The organism is Humitalea rosea (assembly GCF_003253705.1).
In the GTDB taxonomy this organism is placed as follows: domain Bacteria; phylum Pseudomonadota; class Alphaproteobacteria; order Acetobacterales; family Acetobacteraceae; genus Humitalea; species Humitalea rosea.
The window spans coordinates 128,283-142,789 of sequence record NZ_QKYU01000009.1 but is presented as its reverse complement, the minus strand read 5'-3'; the positions used below and the strand labels follow the sequence as shown (position 1 = coordinate 142,789).

Genomic DNA, 14,507 nt, shown 5'->3' with positions numbered 1-14,507 from the left:
TCATGCGCAAGGCCCCGGCCAGGCTGGCGCAGAGCCATCCGCCTGTGGCATCCATTGGCCCAGCCGTTGGGGGAACACGATCATGCCCACGAAATACCGGTTCGAGCGCCGTAGCCTGCTATCTGGCACCATTGCTTCCGTCCTGGTCCCGGTCGCCGGCGCCCGGGTTTCCGCCCAGACGCTGGATCGCGTGTCCTTCCAGACCAACTGGCGGGCCCAGGCCGAGCAAGGCGGCTACTACCAGGCGGTGGCCAACGGTATCTACCGCCGCCACGGGATCGAATGCGACCTGCGCATGGGCGGGCCGCAGCAGAACCCGGCGCAGCTGCTGCTGGCGGGGCGGGTGGACATGATCATGTCCAACGGCTTCCAGGCCATATCCTACGTGCGGGAAAACCTGCCGTTCCTCACCATCGGCGCGATGATGCAGAAGGATCCGCAGATCCTGATGTCGCATCCAGGCGTCGGCAACGACAGTTTCGAACAGATGCGCGGCAAGCCGATCATGATCGGCGCGGCCAGCCTGCCCACCTTCTGGCCGTTCCTGCGTGCCAAATTCGGCTACACCGACGATCAGATCCGGCCCTATACCTTCAACATTCAACCCTTCCTCGCCAATCGCGACGCGATCCAGCAGGGCTTCCTGTCGTCCGAGCCATTCTCCGCGATCCAGGCGGGGGTCACGCCGCTCGTGCATCTGATCGCCGATGCGGGCTACGAGAATTACCAGACCACCATCGATGTAAGCCGGAAGATGACCGAGGAGAAGCGCGAGCTGGTGCAGCGCTTCGTCACCGCGACCATCGAGGGCTGGACCGAATACATGGCCGGCACCAACGTCGATGCGGCCAATGCGGCCATCAAGCACGACAACCCGGAGATGGACGATGCCAAGATCGCCTATGCCGTGCGGGTGATGAACGAGAAAGGGATCGTGCGTTCCGGCGATGCGCTCACCCTCGGCATCGGGGCGATGAGCGATGCGCGATGGGAGCGGTTCTACCAGACGCTCGTCACCGCCGGCGTCAATCCGCCCGGGCTCGACATCAAGCGCGCCTATAGCCTGGATTTTGTGAACCAGCGTGTCGGGGTCTGACCCCGCGATCCTGCTTGAAGGCGTGGCCAAGCGCTACGCCAACGGGACCCTGGCGGTCAGCGGTGTCGATCTGGCAATCGGGCAAGGCGATTTCGTCGCTTTGCTCGGGCCGTCTGGCTGCGGCAAATCGACGCTGCTGCGGATCATCGCCGGCCTGATCCCGGCCAGCAGCGGCAAGGTCACCGTCTCGGGCGGGGCGGGGCCGGAAGCGCTGGGGTTCGTGTTTCAGGAGCCGACCCTGATGCCCTGGGCGAGTGCGTTGAAGAATGTGCGCCTGCCGCTCGACCTGCTGGGCGTCGCGCGGTCCGAGGCCGATGCGCGGGCGGCGGAGGCGCTGGCCAGCGTCGGGCTCGCGGGCTTCGAGACAGCCTACCCCCGCGCGCTATCGGGGGGGATGAAGATGCGCGTCTCCATCGCGCGCGGATTGGTGACGCGGCCGCGGCTGCTGCTGATGGACGAACCCTTTGCGGCGCTGGACGAGATCACGCGGCAGCGGCTCAACGATGATCTGCTGGCGCTGTGGCAGGCCCGGACATTCACCGTGGTCTTCGTCACGCATTCGGTGTTCGAGAGTGTCTACCTCTCCCGCCGCATCATCGTGATGGCGCCACGCCCCGGGCGCGTCGCCGCCGACCGCGCCGTCGATGCGGCGTATCCGCGCGGCGAGGTGTTCCGCACCTCAGTGGAGTATGCGGGGCATGCGCGGAATATCTCGGCGGCGCTGCATGCGGCAATGGCGGCATGATCGGACCCGGCTTCCTTGGGCTGACCAGGGATGGCTGGCTGCGTCTCCTCGCACCGGTCGTGATCGGCTTTCTGGCGCTTGCCGCCTGGGAGATCGCGGTGCGGGTGCAAGAGGTGCCGACCTATATCCTGCCTGGCCCGATCCTGATCGCGCAGACACTGGTGGAGGATTGGTCGAGCCTTGCCGTCAGCCTCGGCATCACCTTGCAGATCACCTTCGCGGCCTTGGTCGCCGCGGCGGTCCTGGGGCTTCTCATTGCGATCCTGTTCGCGCAGTCACGGATCATCGAGGCGTCGCTGTTTCCCTATGCGGTGATCCTGCAGGTCACGCCGATCATCGCCATCGCGCCGTTGATCATCATCTGGGTCGATGATGTACGGCTGGTGCTGCTGATCTGCGCCTGGATCGTGGCCTTCTTCCCGATCCTGTCGAACACGACGCTTGGGTTGAATTCCGCCGACCACAATCTGCTGGATCTGTTCCGGCTCTATCGCGCCAACCGCTGGCAGGTGCTGTGGCGGCTGCGGCTGCCCTCCGCCATGCCGTATTTCCTGGCGGGGGTGCGGATCGCGGGCGGGCTCTCGCTGATCGGCGCGATCGTCGCCGAATTCGTGGCAGGCACGGGGGGCCGGGCCTCCGGGCTCGCCTATCGGATTCTGGAGGCAGGGTATCAGTTGAAGATCCCGCGCATGTTCGCCGCGCTGGTGCTCGTGTCGCTGACCGGCATCGCGATCTTCCTGGTGCTGTCGCTGATCTCGCATCTGCTGCTGCGGTCGTGGCACGAAAGCGCGGTGAAACGGGACAGGCCATGACGGGCTTTTGGCTACGCAATGGCCGCGCGCATCGCGCGGTGATGGACGGCTTGCGGGCGCCGGCCGATCGGGATGGCTTCCTGCGGCTCGACCTGCGGATCGAAGACGGAAAGATCGCCGCCCTTGCCCCCCTGGGCACTGCGCCCGAGGGTCAGGATCTGCGCGGCGGCATCCTGTTTCCTGGCTTCGTGGACGCCCATACCCATCTCGACAAAGGCCACATCTGGCCGCGCGCGCGCAATGCCGATGGCAGCTTCCTGGGCGCACTCACGGCCGTGATGGCCGATCGCGGTGGCCATTGGGGCGCCGCGGATATGGCGGCCCGCGCCGATTTCGCGCTGCGCTGCGCCTTGGCTCACGGCACGGTGGCGATCCGCACACATCTGGATACCGATGCCGACCACGCCGCCGTCACCTGGGGCATGTTCTCACGGCTGCGCGACGCATGGGCCGGACGGATCGCGTTGCAGGCCAGCAGCATTGCGCCTCTGGATCAGTTTGTTGGCGATGGCGGCACGATGATCGCCGATACGGTCGTGAGGCATGGCGGCATCCTCGGCATGGTGGTCCGCTTGGCCGGCGATGTGCACGCCAAAATGCCGGCCGGGTTCCAGCCCATGCTGGAGCGGTTCTTCGCCCTCGCCGAGGACCGTGGCCTCGACCTTGACCTGCATGTGGATGAGAGCGGGGAGAGCGGCGCGCGTGCCTTGGGCGAGATCGCCCGGACCGCCCTCCGTCGCGGCTTCAAGGGCCGCATCCAATGCGGGCATTGCTGCGCCCTCGCGATCCAGCCCGAGGCCTTCGCGCGTGAGACCATCGCGGCGGTGGCCGATGCCGGGATCGCCATTGTTGTGCTGCCGATGTGCAACATGTATTTGCAGGACCGCGTGGCGGGCCGCACCCCACGCTGGCGCGGCGTGACCCTGGTGCATGAGCTAGCGCAGGCTGGGGTGCCGGTCTCTCTCGCCTCGGACAATACCCGCGATCCCTTCTACGCCTATGGCGATCTGGACATGCTGGAGGTGCTGCGCGAGTCCACCCGCATCCTGCATCTCGACCACCCGACCGGTGCCTGGCCCGCCGCCGTCTGCCGCACCCCGGCCGAGGCCTGCGGCTTCGATTCCGGCGTGCTGCGCGTCGGGGCCACCGCCGATCTCGTGCTGACCCGCGCGCGTATGGCGACGGAGCTGCTCAGCCGTCCCTGGCATGATCGCGTGGTGCTCCGCGCCGGGCGGGTCCTGGAGGCGGCGGTCCCGGATTATGCGGAGCTGGACGGCATCACCGGCTTTTCTGGCTGATCACCAGCGGGCGAAATGCGCCCGGACCTTATCGAGGTGCCGGGTCAGTGCCGGGCGCTGCCGCCGGTCCATATCGTGCAGATAGAGCCAGTCCAGCCGGCAGCCCTTGGCGCATAGGCGCCGCACGCCGCGTTTCATCAACTTGTAGTCGCCCCAACCAACATACCAGAGCAACCAGAGCGGCGAGCCATAGCTTGTGACCACGGCGATCCGCCGGATATCGGACAGCAAGGGCTCGATGGCGCCATCGCTCATCGCGAAGGCGACACCCGGCGCCCAGACCCGGTCGAACCACCCCTTGAGCATCGCCGGCAAGCCATACCACCAGGTCGGATAGACGAGCACCAGCGCCTCGGCGGCACGGAGCGAGTCGGTGTGGTCTTCGATCCCCTGACGATTATCGGGAACGTCGTGATATCGCCCGCGTTCCTCGCAAGTCATGGTGGCCAGGAATCCCTCGGCATAGAGGTCGCGCCGCTCGATCACATGGCCCGCGGCCTGAAGTCCAGCTATCACCGCATCCCGCTGCGCCGCACAATAGCTGTCGGGGCGCGGATGGCAGTAGATGAGGAGAACACGCATCCCGCATGATCCCTCCCAGACTATCAACCCGCAAGATCATCGAGGCCCACGCCGCATGATGCCCAAACCAGTGCTCGCCCGTCGTGCCGCCGATCTGCGCGGCTTCCGCATCTCGCCCCAGGATACCAACTACTTCGCCTGCATCTTCGACCCCTTGGCCGATGGCGTCAGCTTCACGCTGGTCGTGGAGATCTTCGCACCGGGTGGGGCCACACCGCCCAACACCCATGCGGAAGCGGAGGAATGCTTCTTCGTCCTGGCCGGCACCGGCATCGCCGAAGCTGCAGGGCAGCGGATGGCCATCGGCCCGGGCGATTCCTTCGTGCTGCGCCCCGGCACCGAGCACCGCGTCGAGAACACCGGCGCGGAGAAGCTCTATTGCCTGACGCTGATGACGCCGAACGAAGGATTTGCCGAGCTGATCCGCAACGGGCAGCCCGTGGAGCTGACCGCAGCCGACCGCGCCATCATCATGGGCGCGAGGCCCTAGGCCTGCGGATCGGGCGCCGTGCTCAGCCAGGCCTCGCGGTCGAACTTCCAGACCTGGGTCCAGAGCTCCGCCATGCGCTGCCCGGCATAATCCAGGATCTTCTGCCCGGTCTCGACGGTCGCCAGGCTCGCATCGCCCACCGCCCCGGCCGGGTGCAGGTCCTGCGCCATCCAGCCGAACGGCACCCCGGCTTCGGGCGACAACAGCGGCGCCTCATTGGCAAAGCCCATGGCCCGGCTCGCGAAGTTGCGCGCCTTGGACATGTCCACGCGCTCAGGCTTCAGCGCCAGCATCAGCGCGGTTTCGACGTGTCCGGCATGGATGCCGTATTTGCTCTCCATGTCGGAGACGAGGCCCGCGGGCTTGCCCAGGCGCGACCATTGGCAGTTCACGGCGAAGATCTGATGCCGGATCCGCATCCGCCGCGCCGCGATATCGAGGATCTGCGGCTGGCCGCCATGGCTGTTCACGAAGACCACCTTGCGCACGCCCGCGCGGGCGACGCTGTCGCCAAGCTCGCTGACCACCGCCAGCAAGGTTTCGGGCGTCAGGGTAAGGGTGCCGGGAAACTCCAGATGTTCGACAGAGAGGCCCACGCGCTGGGTCGGCAACACCAGCACCGGCACCTCGGGCGCCAGGAACTCCAGCGTGCGGGCGATGACGCCCTCGTTGATCGTGGTGTCCACGGAAACAGGCAGGTGCGGCCCATGCTGCTCGATGCTGGCGACCGGAATGATGGCCACGGTTTCGGCGGGCAGGTCACGGAAGGCAGGCCAGGGCAGGTCGGCCCAATAGCGGGAGGCAAGGGTCATCGTCAGGGCCACTCCAGCGCGCGGGAACCCGCCGGATGTAGCAGCCCGCCGCTCAACGCGCATCGGGCCGGTGGCGCCTCGCTGCCCGGAATTTCAGCCCAGCGCCGCAAATCACGGCAGCGAAGGCGGCAACTGCCTGCCGTCATGGCCGAAATCGCCTTGCGGCCGGGGCCGCCAGCACGGCAGCATCCTGGCCATGCGTGTGACCCAGACCCCCTTGCTGACACAGTTCTGGTACCCGGTGATCCCGGTCTCCCTGCTTGAGGGCGGGCCCAGGGCCTTCCGCCTGCTCGGGCGCGATATCGTCGTCTGGCGGGACGGCGAGGGCCGGGCCGCCGCCCTGGATGACCGCTGCTGTCACCGCACGGCCAAGCTATCCAAGGGGTTCTACAGCAACGGTGTGCTCGCCTGCGGCTACCATGGTTGGGAATTCGACCGGGACGGCACCGTGGTGCGCGTGCCGCAGCGGCCGGTGGACCGCCAGGGCCGCACCAACATGTCGGTGCCCGGGTATCGCGCCGAAATCCGCTACGGCTATGTCTGGGTCGCGCTGGCCGAGCCCTTGTATCCGATTCCCGATTTCGAGGAGGAGGCCGAAGGCTTCCGCCATATCGACGAATTCTACGAAAGCTGGTCCTGCGCCGGCCTGCGCGTGATGGAGAATTCCTTCGACAACGCGCATTTCGCCTTCGTCCATCGCGCCAGCTTCGGCGATCAGGGCCATCCCGAGCCTGCCAAGGTGGAGATCGACGAATTCGCCGACGGCTTCACCTTCCGTTCAGAGGTGCCGGTCCGTAATCCGGAGGCGCAGAAGGTGCTGCTGAACATGGACAGCGACACCACCGTGCGCTCGATGAACGCGCGCTGGTATGCGCCCTTCCTGCGGAAGCTGCGGATCACCTATCCGAACGGTCTGGTCCACAGCATCGTGACTGCCGCCACACCGATCGACGATCAACATTCGATGATCTGCCAATGGGTTTATCGCAATGATACCGAGGCCGATGCGCCAGCCCAGAAGGTTATCGACTTCGATCGTGTCGTCACCGGCGAAGATCGCGAAATCCTGGAGTCCACAGACTGGGATGTGCCTCTGGACCAGGCCGGGCGGGAGATGAATATGCCTTCCGACAAGCCTGGCGTGATGATGCGCCGCATCCTCGCGCGGATGATCGCCGATGCCGATATTGTCAGGGCGGTTGAATAGACCGGGCTTTTACTCCGCCCCCGGTAGCTGCCAAGGTGCGGCGCCGCAGAGAACCGTGAAGGCCACCGCCGTATGAGTCCCCAGACCACCGCCGAGCAGAGCATGGCCGAACCGCTGGCCGAGCCGCAGACCGCGCGTCGTGGCGTGGATGCGGCGACGCTTCGCGCCGATATCCTGGAAAAGCTCACCTACAATGTGGGCAAGAATCTTGTCGCGGCCAATCCGCACGACTGGTTCGTCGCGACCGCGCTCGCGGTGCGCGACCGTATCCTCGACAATTGGCTGCCGCAGACGCGCGCCGCCTACGCGGCGCACCGCAAGCAGGTCTATTATCTCTCGCTGGAATTCCTGATCGGCCGACTCTTGGCCGACAACGTCAGCAACCTCGAAATGACCGAGGCGGTGACCGAGGCCCTTACCTCGCTTGGCGCCGAGTATGACGCCGTCCGCGGCCAGGAGCCCGATGCGGCGCTGGGCAATGGCGGCCTCGGCCGCCTCGCGGCATGCTTCATGGAGAGCATGGCGACCCTCGCCATTCCCGCCTTCGGCTATGGCATCCGCTACGATCATGGGCTGTTCCGCCAGGCCATCGTGGGCGGCGTGCAGCAGGAATACCCCGAGGACTGGCTGGCCTTCGGCAACCCCTGGGAATTCGCGCGGCCGGAAATCGCCTATACCATCGGCTTCGGCGGCCATGTCGCGGCGGCGGAGAATGCCGACGACCTCGGCCCTCGCGTTTGGACGCCGGCCGAGACGGTCGATGCCGTCGCCTATGATACGCCGGTTGTCGGCTGGCGCGCGGCGCAGGTGAACACGCTGCGCCTGTGGTCGGCGCGCAGCCCCGAAATCCTGCGGCTGGAATCCTTCAATGCCGGCGACCACGTGGGCGCCCTGGCCGATCGCGTGCGGCTGGAGGCGGTGAGCAAGGTGCTCTACCCCTCCGACGAAACCCCCTCTGGCCAGGAACTGCGGCTGCGGCAGGAGTTCTTCTTCGCCTCCGCCTCGCTGCAGGATCTCGTGAAGCGGCATCTGCGCGTTTATGACGGCGACATCCGCTCCCTGCCCGACCGCGTGGCGATCCAGTTGAACGACACGCATCCGGCGATCTCGATCGCCGAACTGATGCGGATCATGGTGGATCTGAACGGCGTGCCCTGGGAGGAGGCCTGGGACCTGACCCGGCGCACCTTCTCCTATACCAACCACACCTTGCTGCCGGAGGCGCTGGAGACCTGGCCGGTGCCGCTGATGGAGCGGCTGCTGCCGCGCCAGATGCAGATCATCTACATGATCAACGCGATCCACCTCGATGAGGCGGACAAGGCGCATCCGCATGACACGCGGCTGCTCACCTCGATCTCGCTGATCGAGGAAAGCCATGGTCGCAAGGTCCGCATGGGCCATCTGGCCGTGGTCGGCTCGCACCACGTCAATGGCGTTTCGGCCCTGCATACCAACCTGCTGCGAAAGACGCTGTTCAGCGATTTCGACATGCTGTTCCCCGGCAAGATCGTCAACAAGACCAATGGCATCACCTTCCGGCGCTGGTTGCAGCAGTGCAATCCGCGGCTGACGGCGCTCTTGGTCGAAGCTGTGGGGCCCGAGGTACTGGACCGGCCGGATGTGCTGGAGAAGCTGCGGCCCCTCGCCAGCGATGCGTCCTTCCAGACGCGCTTCATGGCCGTGAAACGGGCGAACAAGGTTTCTCTGGCGCGGGTGATCCAGGATCGCATCGGCGTGCGCGTCGATCCTTCGGCGCTGTTCGACGTGCAGATCAAGCGCATCCACGAATACAAGCGCCAGCTGCTGAACGTGCTGGAAACCATCGCCCTGTATGACGCGATCCGTGCCGATCCGATGCAGAACTGGTCGCCGCGGGTAAAGATCTTCGCGGGCAAGGCCGCGGCCTCCTACCATCAGGCAAAGCTGATCATCCGCCTGGCCAATGACGTGGCCAAGCTTGTGAACAACGATCCCGTGGTGCGCGGGCGGCTCAAGGTGGCTTTCCTGCCGAACTACAACGTCACACTCGCCGAACGCATCATTCCTGCAGCGGATCTTTCCGAACAGATCTCGACGGCGGGGATGGAGGCCTCCGGCACCGGCAACATGAAGCTGGCGTTGAACGGCGCACTGACGATCGGCACGATGGATGGCGCCAATGTGGAGATCTTCGATCGCGTCGGGGCTGACAACATCTTCATCTTCGGCCTGACAACCGAGGATGTGGCCGAGCGCCGCCAGCATGGCTACGACGCCGGTGCCGTGATCGCGGCCAGCCCCAAGCTTTCCCAGGTGTTGGAGCAGATCGAGGGCGGCGTCTTCTCGCCGGATGACCGTGATCGCTACCGGCCAATCACCCAGGCGATGCGAGGGGGCGATTACTTCCTCGTCACCGCCGATTTCGACAGCTACTGGAACACCCAGCGGCAGGTCGCCGAGGTCTGGCGCCAGCCCGAGGTGTGGGCGAAGTCGGCGATCCTGAACACCGCCAATGTCGGCTGGTTCTCCGCGGACCGCGCGATCGCCGAATACGCCAAAGATATCTGGAATGTGCCGGTCAATAGGTGAGGCGCCGCGATTGGTAAAATTTTGGACCTGGGACACCGTCTGACGAGGGGCTAACCTCCGGGATACACGGAGAGGGCGCTAACCAAGATGGTGCGAGCCACGACGCCGAACCAACCCCTGTCCCGCCACACCATGGCCTATGTGCTGGCAGGGGGGCGGGGAAGCCGTTTGATGGAGCTGACCGACCGGCGCGCGAAGCCGGCGGTCTTCTTCGGCGGTAAATCGCGCATCATCGATTTCGCACTGTCCAACGCCCTGAACAGCGGCATCCGCCGCATCGGGGTCGCGACCCAGTACAAGGCGCATAGCCTGATCCGGCACATGCAGCGGGGCTGGACCTTCCTGCGGCCGGAACGCAACGAATCCTTCGACATCCTGCCGGCCAGCCAGCGCGTGGCCGAGGACAAATGGTACATGGGCACCGCCGATGCGGTGTATCAGAACGCCGACATTATTGAGTCCTATGGCGTCGAGTACATCGTGATCCTGGCGGGGGACCATGTGTACAAGATGGATTACGAATCCATGCTGCAACAGCATGTGGACAGCGGCGCCGACGTCACCATCGGCTGCCATGCGGTGCCGATCGCCGAGGCTTCGGCCTTTGGCGTCATGGCCGTCGATGCCTCCGACCGCGTGCTGGAGTTCCTGGAGAAGCCCAAGGCGCCGCCTGGGATGCCGGGCGATCCGACCATGGCGCTCGGCAGCATGGGCATCTACGCCTTCAAGACCAGCGTGCTGATGGAGGAGCTGCGACGCGACGCGGCCGATCCGAAATCCTCGCGCGATTTCGGGAAGGACATCATCCCCCGGATGGTCGCCGAGGGCCGCGCGGTCGCGCATCCCTTCGCCCGCTCCTGCGTCCGCAGCAGCAATGAGGCCGCCCCTTATTGGCGGGACGTCGGCACCCTGGATGCCTATTGGGAGGCGAATATCGCGCTGACCGATGTCATTCCCGAACTGGACCTGTTCGACCGCGACTGGCCGATCTGGACCAACAGCGAGCTGACGCCCCCTGCCAAATTCGTCCATGACGTGCCGGGGCGGCGCGGCGAGGCGGTGTCATCGCTGGTCTCCGGCGGCTGCATCATCTCGGGCGCCGCACTCTGGCGTTCACTGGTCTTCACCAATGTCCGGGTGCATTCCTGGGCGACGGTCAACTCCTCCCTCATCCTGCCTGGCGTCGATGTCGGGCGGCACGCGCGGATCAGCAACGCGATCATCGATTCCGGCGTGCGCATCCCCGCGGGGCTGGTGGTGGGCGAGGACCCGGTGGAGGACGCCCGCCGCTTCCGCCGCACCGATCGTGGCGTGGTGCTGGTGACACAGCCGATGCTGGACCGTCTGGCCGGATGATGCAGGTCCTTGCCGTCGCGCCCGAGGTCTTCCCGCTGGTGAAGACCGGCGGCCTCGCGGATGTCGTCGGCGCGCTGCCGCATGCCCTGGCGGCGCATGATGTGGCGGTGACGACGCTGCTGCCCGGCTATCGCGGCGTGCTGGCGCAGCTTGCGGGCCTGCCGGGCGTCAGCCTTGCCTGGGACGCCGGGGCGATGTTCGGGGGCCCGGCGCGGGTGCTGGCAACGCGGATCGCGGGGCTGGATGTCTTCGTGCTGGATGCGCCGCATCTGTATGACCGGCCGGGCGGGCCCTATGCCGGGCCGGATGGCGTGGATTGGGCCGATAACGGGCTACGGTTCGGCGCACTCGGCGCCGCTGCCGATGCCATCGCCCGGGGGGCCATTCCCGGCTTTTCGCCCGCAGTCGTGCATGCTCATGACTGGCAATCGGGAATGGCGATCGCGCGGCTGCATTTCGGCGCGGCGCCGCGCCCCGCCACCGTCTTCACCGTTCATAACCTCGCCTTCCAGGGCCAGTTCGACCGGGGGCTGCTCGGCCAGCTCGGCTTGCCGGAACGCGCCTTCAGCCTGGATGGGGTGGAACACTGGGGGCAGATCGGCTTCCTCAAGGCCGGGCTGGCACTGGCGGACCGGATCACCACCGTCTCCCCCACCTATGCCGCCGAGATCCGCACGCCGGAGGCGGGGATGGGTCTCGACGGGCTGCTGCGCGCGCGGACACGCGATCTGCGCGGCATCCTCAACGGCATCGACACCACGATCTGGGACCCGGCCCGCGACCCGCATCTCGCCGCCGCCAATCCGCGCGGCCGTGCCCGCAACAAGGCCGCCCTGCAGGCGCGGATGGGGCTGGACCCCGATCCCGGCGCCCCGCTCTTCGGCGTGATCAGCCGCTTGTCCTGGCAGAAGGGGTTGGACATGCTGCCAGAGGCGCTGCCGGCGCTGCTGGTGGCCGGCGGGCAACTGGCGTTGCTCGGCTCCGGCGATCATGGGCTGGAGGCCGCCTTCCGCGCCGCCGCCGCCGCACACCCCGGGCGCATCGCCGCGGTCTTCGCGTTGGATGAGCCGATCGCGCATCTGATCCAGGGCGGTGCCGATGCGATCCTGGTGCCCTCGCGCTTCGAGCCCTGTGGCCTGACGCAGCTCTGTGCGCTGCGCTATGGCGCAATCCCGGTCGTCGCGCGCACGGGTGGGCTGGCCGATACCGTGATCGACGCGAATGTCGCCGCCCTGGAACAGGGCCAAGGCACCGGCATCGTATTCTCCCCCACCAATGCGCCGATGCTGGAGGCCGCGATCCTGCGGACCATCAGCCTGTTCCATGACCGCCCCGTCTGGAAGCGGCTGCAACACAACGCCATGCGCGGCGATGTCTCCTGGGCCCGGCCCGCCGCCGCATATGCGTCCCTGTATCGCGACATCGCGGCGTGATGCGTCTGGGCGTTCGGGCGGACGGCATCTTTGCCGTCCATGCCCCAGCGGCCGGGGCGGTCTGGGTCTGCCTGTTCGATGCCGCCGACGCCGAACTTACCCGCATCCGCCTGCCGCACCGCACTGGCGGGGTATGGCACGGTCCGGTCGGGCTGGAGCCTGGGGCGCGCTACGGGCTGCGGACGAATCGCGCGCCTGAACGGTTGCTGATCGACCCCTACGCAACCCGGTTGGACCGCGTCCCGCGCCTGCACGCCAGCATGATGCCCGGAGGCCGCGAGGACAGCGCCCCGCATGTGCCCAAGGCGATCGTCGAAGCCTCCGCCGCACGCACCCCGCTGCCGCCCCTGATGACCGGCCCCCGCGTGGTGATGGAGCTGCACGTCCGCGGCTTCACCATCGCCAACCCGGCGATCCCCGAGGCGATCCGCGGCACCTTCGCCGGCCTCGCCCATCCCGCGGCCATCGCGCATCTGCGCCGGCTCGGCGTCACCCATGTCGAGCTGCTGCCCTGCGCCGCCTGGATCGAGGAGCGGCATCTGCCGCCGCTCGGTCTGACCAATTACTGGGGCTACAACCCGATCGCCTTCCTGGCCCCCGATCCGCGCCTGGCCCCCGGGGGGCTGGATGAGATCCGCGACGCGGTGGCAGCCCTGCGCGCGGCCGGCATCGGCACCATCCTCGACGTCGTGTTCAACCACACCGGGGAGGGCGATGCCCTCGGCCCCACCCTGTCACTGCGCGGGCTTGATGAGGGCGAGTACTACCGCATGCGGGATGGCGTGCTGGTGAACGACACCGGCTGCGGCAACACGCTGCGCTGCGACCGGCCGGCGGTGGTGCGGCTGGTGATGGATGCGCTGCGGTCCTGGGTGCGGCGGACAGGGGTGGAGGGGTTCCGCTTCGACCTGGCCGTCACCCTCGGCCGCGATGCGCTGGAATTCTCGCCCGAGGCACCGCTGCTGACGGCACTGAGGCAGGACCCGCTGCTCTCCACCCGCTTGTTGATCATGGAGCCCTGGGACACTGGCCGGCACGGCTACCATCTGGGCGGCTTCGCACCCGGCCAGCCAGAATGGAACGACCGCTTCCGCGACGATCTCAGGCGGTTCTGGCGGCGGGAGAACGCGACCCTGGCCGGGCTCGCGACGCGTCTGGCCGGCAGTGCGGACATCTTCGCCGGCGCCCATCGTGCGCCGACCGACAGCCTGAATTTCGTGACCGCGCATGACGGCTTCTCGCTGGCCGACCTCGTCGCCTATGAGGGCAAGCACAATGAGGCGAATGGCGAGCAGAACCGCGACGGCACTGACGCCAATCATTCCTGGAACAATGGCGCCGAGGGGCCCGCCGACGATCCCGCCATCCTCGCCCGGCGCGCGTGCGACGTGCGGGCGATACTGATGCTGCTGCTGGCCGCGCGCGGTACGCCGATGCTCTCCATGGGCGATGAGGCCGGGCGCGGCCAGGGGGGCAACAACAACGCCTACGCCCAGGACAATGTGATCTCCTGGTTCGACTGGCAGGGGATGGACCAAGGGCTGGTCGACTTCACCGCCCGGCTGATCGCCGCCCGGCGCACCCACCCGACCCTGCATGGCGCGACCTGGCTGACGGGGAAGGGCTCACCCCCCGACGTCGCCTGGCTGCGCCTTGATGGCGTCGCGATGACCGCGGCCGACTGGCAGGATCCGCATCACCGGAGCCTGCTGGTCGCGCTCTGCTCGGGCGAGGATCGCGTGCTGCTGGCAATCCAGGGGGCGGACCCCGCGATCAGTGCCATGCTGCCCCCGTCACGCGGTTGGCACATCATCGCCGACAGCGCCGATCCCGCCCGCACCGGTCCGGTGGCGGAGCGGCTGGCGCTGTCGGCGCAATCGGTGGTGCTGCTGGCCGAGGACGCGCGCCCCCGGAGGTGAGGTGTTTCGTCCCGGCGTTTGGTGGATCGGGTTGAGCACCTCGCGCCGGTCGACCGGGGGCTCGCGACCGCGCCGCGACGGCTTCGGCAGCAGCGACGCACTCTTTGCTCGTTCCCCGTCCGTCAGATCGGACGGATAGCGCTTCTTCCTTCAGCGAAACGCGACCACCCGGCCTCGCGTCTCCCG

The 14,507-nt window shown here is 67.2% G+C and carries 12 protein-coding genes; 10 read left to right on the top strand and 2 right to left on the bottom strand.

What is annotated here, in order from left to right:
• Nucleotides 1–82 precede the first annotated feature (82 nt).
• Genes C8P66_RS09655 through C8P66_RS09640 form a run of 4 tightly spaced genes read left to right on the top strand, consistent with a single transcriptional unit; the run spans nucleotide 83 to nucleotide 3,951 of the window.
• Nucleotides 83–1,096, top strand: coding sequence for an ABC transporter substrate-binding protein (locus C8P66_RS09655; protein WP_111398035.1), 1,014 nt, complete (start codon nucleotides 83–85; stop codon nucleotides 1,094–1,096).
• Nucleotides 1,083–1,841 (top strand): ABC transporter ATP-binding protein, encoded by a 759-nt coding sequence (locus C8P66_RS09650; RefSeq protein WP_111398034.1) that lies wholly within the window; start codon nucleotides 1,083–1,085, stop codon nucleotides 1,839–1,841. Before C8P66_RS09655 ends, C8P66_RS09650 begins: the two co-directional genes overlap by 14 nt.
• Nucleotides 1,838–2,653, top strand: a complete 816-nt coding sequence (locus C8P66_RS09645) for an ABC transporter permease (protein ID WP_111398033.1) — start codon at nucleotides 1,838–1,840, stop codon at nucleotides 2,651–2,653. The genes C8P66_RS09650 and C8P66_RS09645 overlap by 4 nt, the downstream gene beginning before the upstream one ends.
• Nucleotides 2,650–3,951 (top strand): cytosine deaminase, encoded by a 1,302-nt coding sequence (locus C8P66_RS09640; RefSeq protein ID WP_111398032.1) that lies wholly within the window; start codon nucleotides 2,650–2,652, stop codon nucleotides 3,949–3,951. The genes C8P66_RS09645 and C8P66_RS09640 overlap by 4 nt, the downstream gene beginning before the upstream one ends.
• Here the strand turns inward: C8P66_RS09640 and C8P66_RS09635 are convergent, their stop codons facing one another.
• On the bottom strand, nucleotides 3,952–4,533 hold the full coding sequence (locus tag C8P66_RS09635; RefSeq protein WP_111398031.1) for an NAD(P)H-dependent oxidoreductase: 582 nt from the start codon (nucleotides 4,531–4,533) through the stop codon (nucleotides 3,952–3,954).
• Nucleotides 4,534–4,588: 55 nt separating this feature from the next.
• Between C8P66_RS09635 and C8P66_RS09630 the strand changes: the two genes are divergently transcribed.
• The gene (locus C8P66_RS09630; RefSeq protein WP_111398030.1) at nucleotides 4,589–5,023 is read left to right on the top strand and encodes a cupin domain-containing protein; all 435 of its coding nucleotides are present in this window, start codon (nucleotides 4,589–4,591) and stop codon (nucleotides 5,021–5,023) included.
• Here the strand turns inward: C8P66_RS09630 and C8P66_RS09625 are convergent.
• Nucleotides 5,020–5,835: a creatininase family protein gene (locus C8P66_RS09625; RefSeq protein WP_211314093.1), complete on the bottom strand. Its 816-nt coding sequence runs from the start codon at nucleotides 5,833–5,835 to the stop codon at nucleotides 5,020–5,022. The two genes, C8P66_RS09630 and C8P66_RS09625, sit on opposite strands and share 4 nt — an antisense overlap.
• A 70-nt stretch (nucleotides 5,836–5,905) precedes the next feature.
• Between C8P66_RS09625 and C8P66_RS09620 the strand changes: the two genes are divergently transcribed.
• From C8P66_RS09620 to glgX, 5 genes are all read left to right on the top strand, one after another.
• Nucleotides 5,906–7,042 (top strand): aromatic ring-hydroxylating dioxygenase subunit alpha, encoded by a 1,137-nt coding sequence (locus C8P66_RS09620; protein ID WP_211314092.1) that lies wholly within the window; start codon nucleotides 5,906–5,908, stop codon nucleotides 7,040–7,042.
• A gap of 72 nt (nucleotides 7,043–7,114) precedes the next feature.
• The gene (locus C8P66_RS09615) at nucleotides 7,115–9,613 is read left to right on the top strand and encodes a glycogen/starch/alpha-glucan phosphorylase (RefSeq protein ID WP_245903383.1); all 2,499 of its coding nucleotides are present in this window, start codon (nucleotides 7,115–7,117) and stop codon (nucleotides 9,611–9,613) included.
• Between the two features lie 87 nt (nucleotides 9,614–9,700).
• Nucleotides 9,701–10,969 (top strand): glucose-1-phosphate adenylyltransferase, encoded by a 1,269-nt coding sequence (gene glgC, locus C8P66_RS09610; protein ID WP_111398027.1) that lies wholly within the window; start codon nucleotides 9,701–9,703, stop codon nucleotides 10,967–10,969.
• Nucleotides 10,969–12,402, top strand: a complete 1,434-nt coding sequence (glgA, locus tag C8P66_RS09605) for a glycogen synthase GlgA (protein ID WP_211314100.1) — start codon at nucleotides 10,969–10,971, stop codon at nucleotides 12,400–12,402. The genes glgC and glgA overlap by 1 nt, the downstream gene beginning before the upstream one ends.
• Nucleotides 12,402–14,321, top strand: a complete 1,920-nt coding sequence (gene glgX / locus C8P66_RS09600) for a glycogen debranching protein GlgX (RefSeq protein ID WP_111398025.1) — start codon at nucleotides 12,402–12,404, stop codon at nucleotides 14,319–14,321. The genes glgA and glgX overlap by 1 nt, the downstream gene beginning before the upstream one ends.
• The last annotated feature ends 186 nt before the right edge of the window (nucleotides 14,322–14,507 follow it).

Bases quoted from the DNA above. Each gene is read 5' to 3' on its own strand.
- glgC (WP_111398027.1), top strand. From the start codon at position 9,701: ATGGTGCGAGCCACGACGCCGAACCAACCCCTGTCCCGCCACACCATG.
- C8P66_RS09640 (WP_111398032.1), top strand. From the start codon at position 2,650: ATGACGGGCTTTTGGCTACGCAATGGCCGCGCGCATCGCGCGGTGATG.
- glgA (WP_211314100.1), top strand. From the start codon at position 10,969: ATGCAGGTCCTTGCCGTCGCGCCCGAGGTCTTCCCGCTGGTGAAGACC.
- C8P66_RS09630 (WP_111398030.1), top strand. From the start codon at position 4,589: ATGATGCCCAAACCAGTGCTCGCCCGTCGTGCCGCCGATCTGCGCGGC.
- C8P66_RS09645 (WP_111398033.1), top strand. From the start codon at position 1,838: ATGATCGGACCCGGCTTCCTTGGGCTGACCAGGGATGGCTGGCTGCGT.
- C8P66_RS09635 (WP_111398031.1), bottom strand. From the start codon at position 4,533: ATGCGTGTTCTCCTCATCTACTGCCATCCGCGCCCCGACAGCTATTGT.
- glgX (WP_111398025.1), top strand. From the start codon at position 12,402: ATGCGTCTGGGCGTTCGGGCGGACGGCATCTTTGCCGTCCATGCCCCA.
- C8P66_RS09625 (WP_211314093.1), bottom strand. From the start codon at position 5,835: ATGACCCTTGCCTCCCGCTATTGGGCCGACCTGCCCTGGCCTGCCTTC.
- C8P66_RS09615 (WP_245903383.1), top strand. From the start codon at position 7,115: ATGAGTCCCCAGACCACCGCCGAGCAGAGCATGGCCGAACCGCTGGCC.
- C8P66_RS09655 (WP_111398035.1), top strand. From the start codon at position 83: ATGCCCACGAAATACCGGTTCGAGCGCCGTAGCCTGCTATCTGGCACC.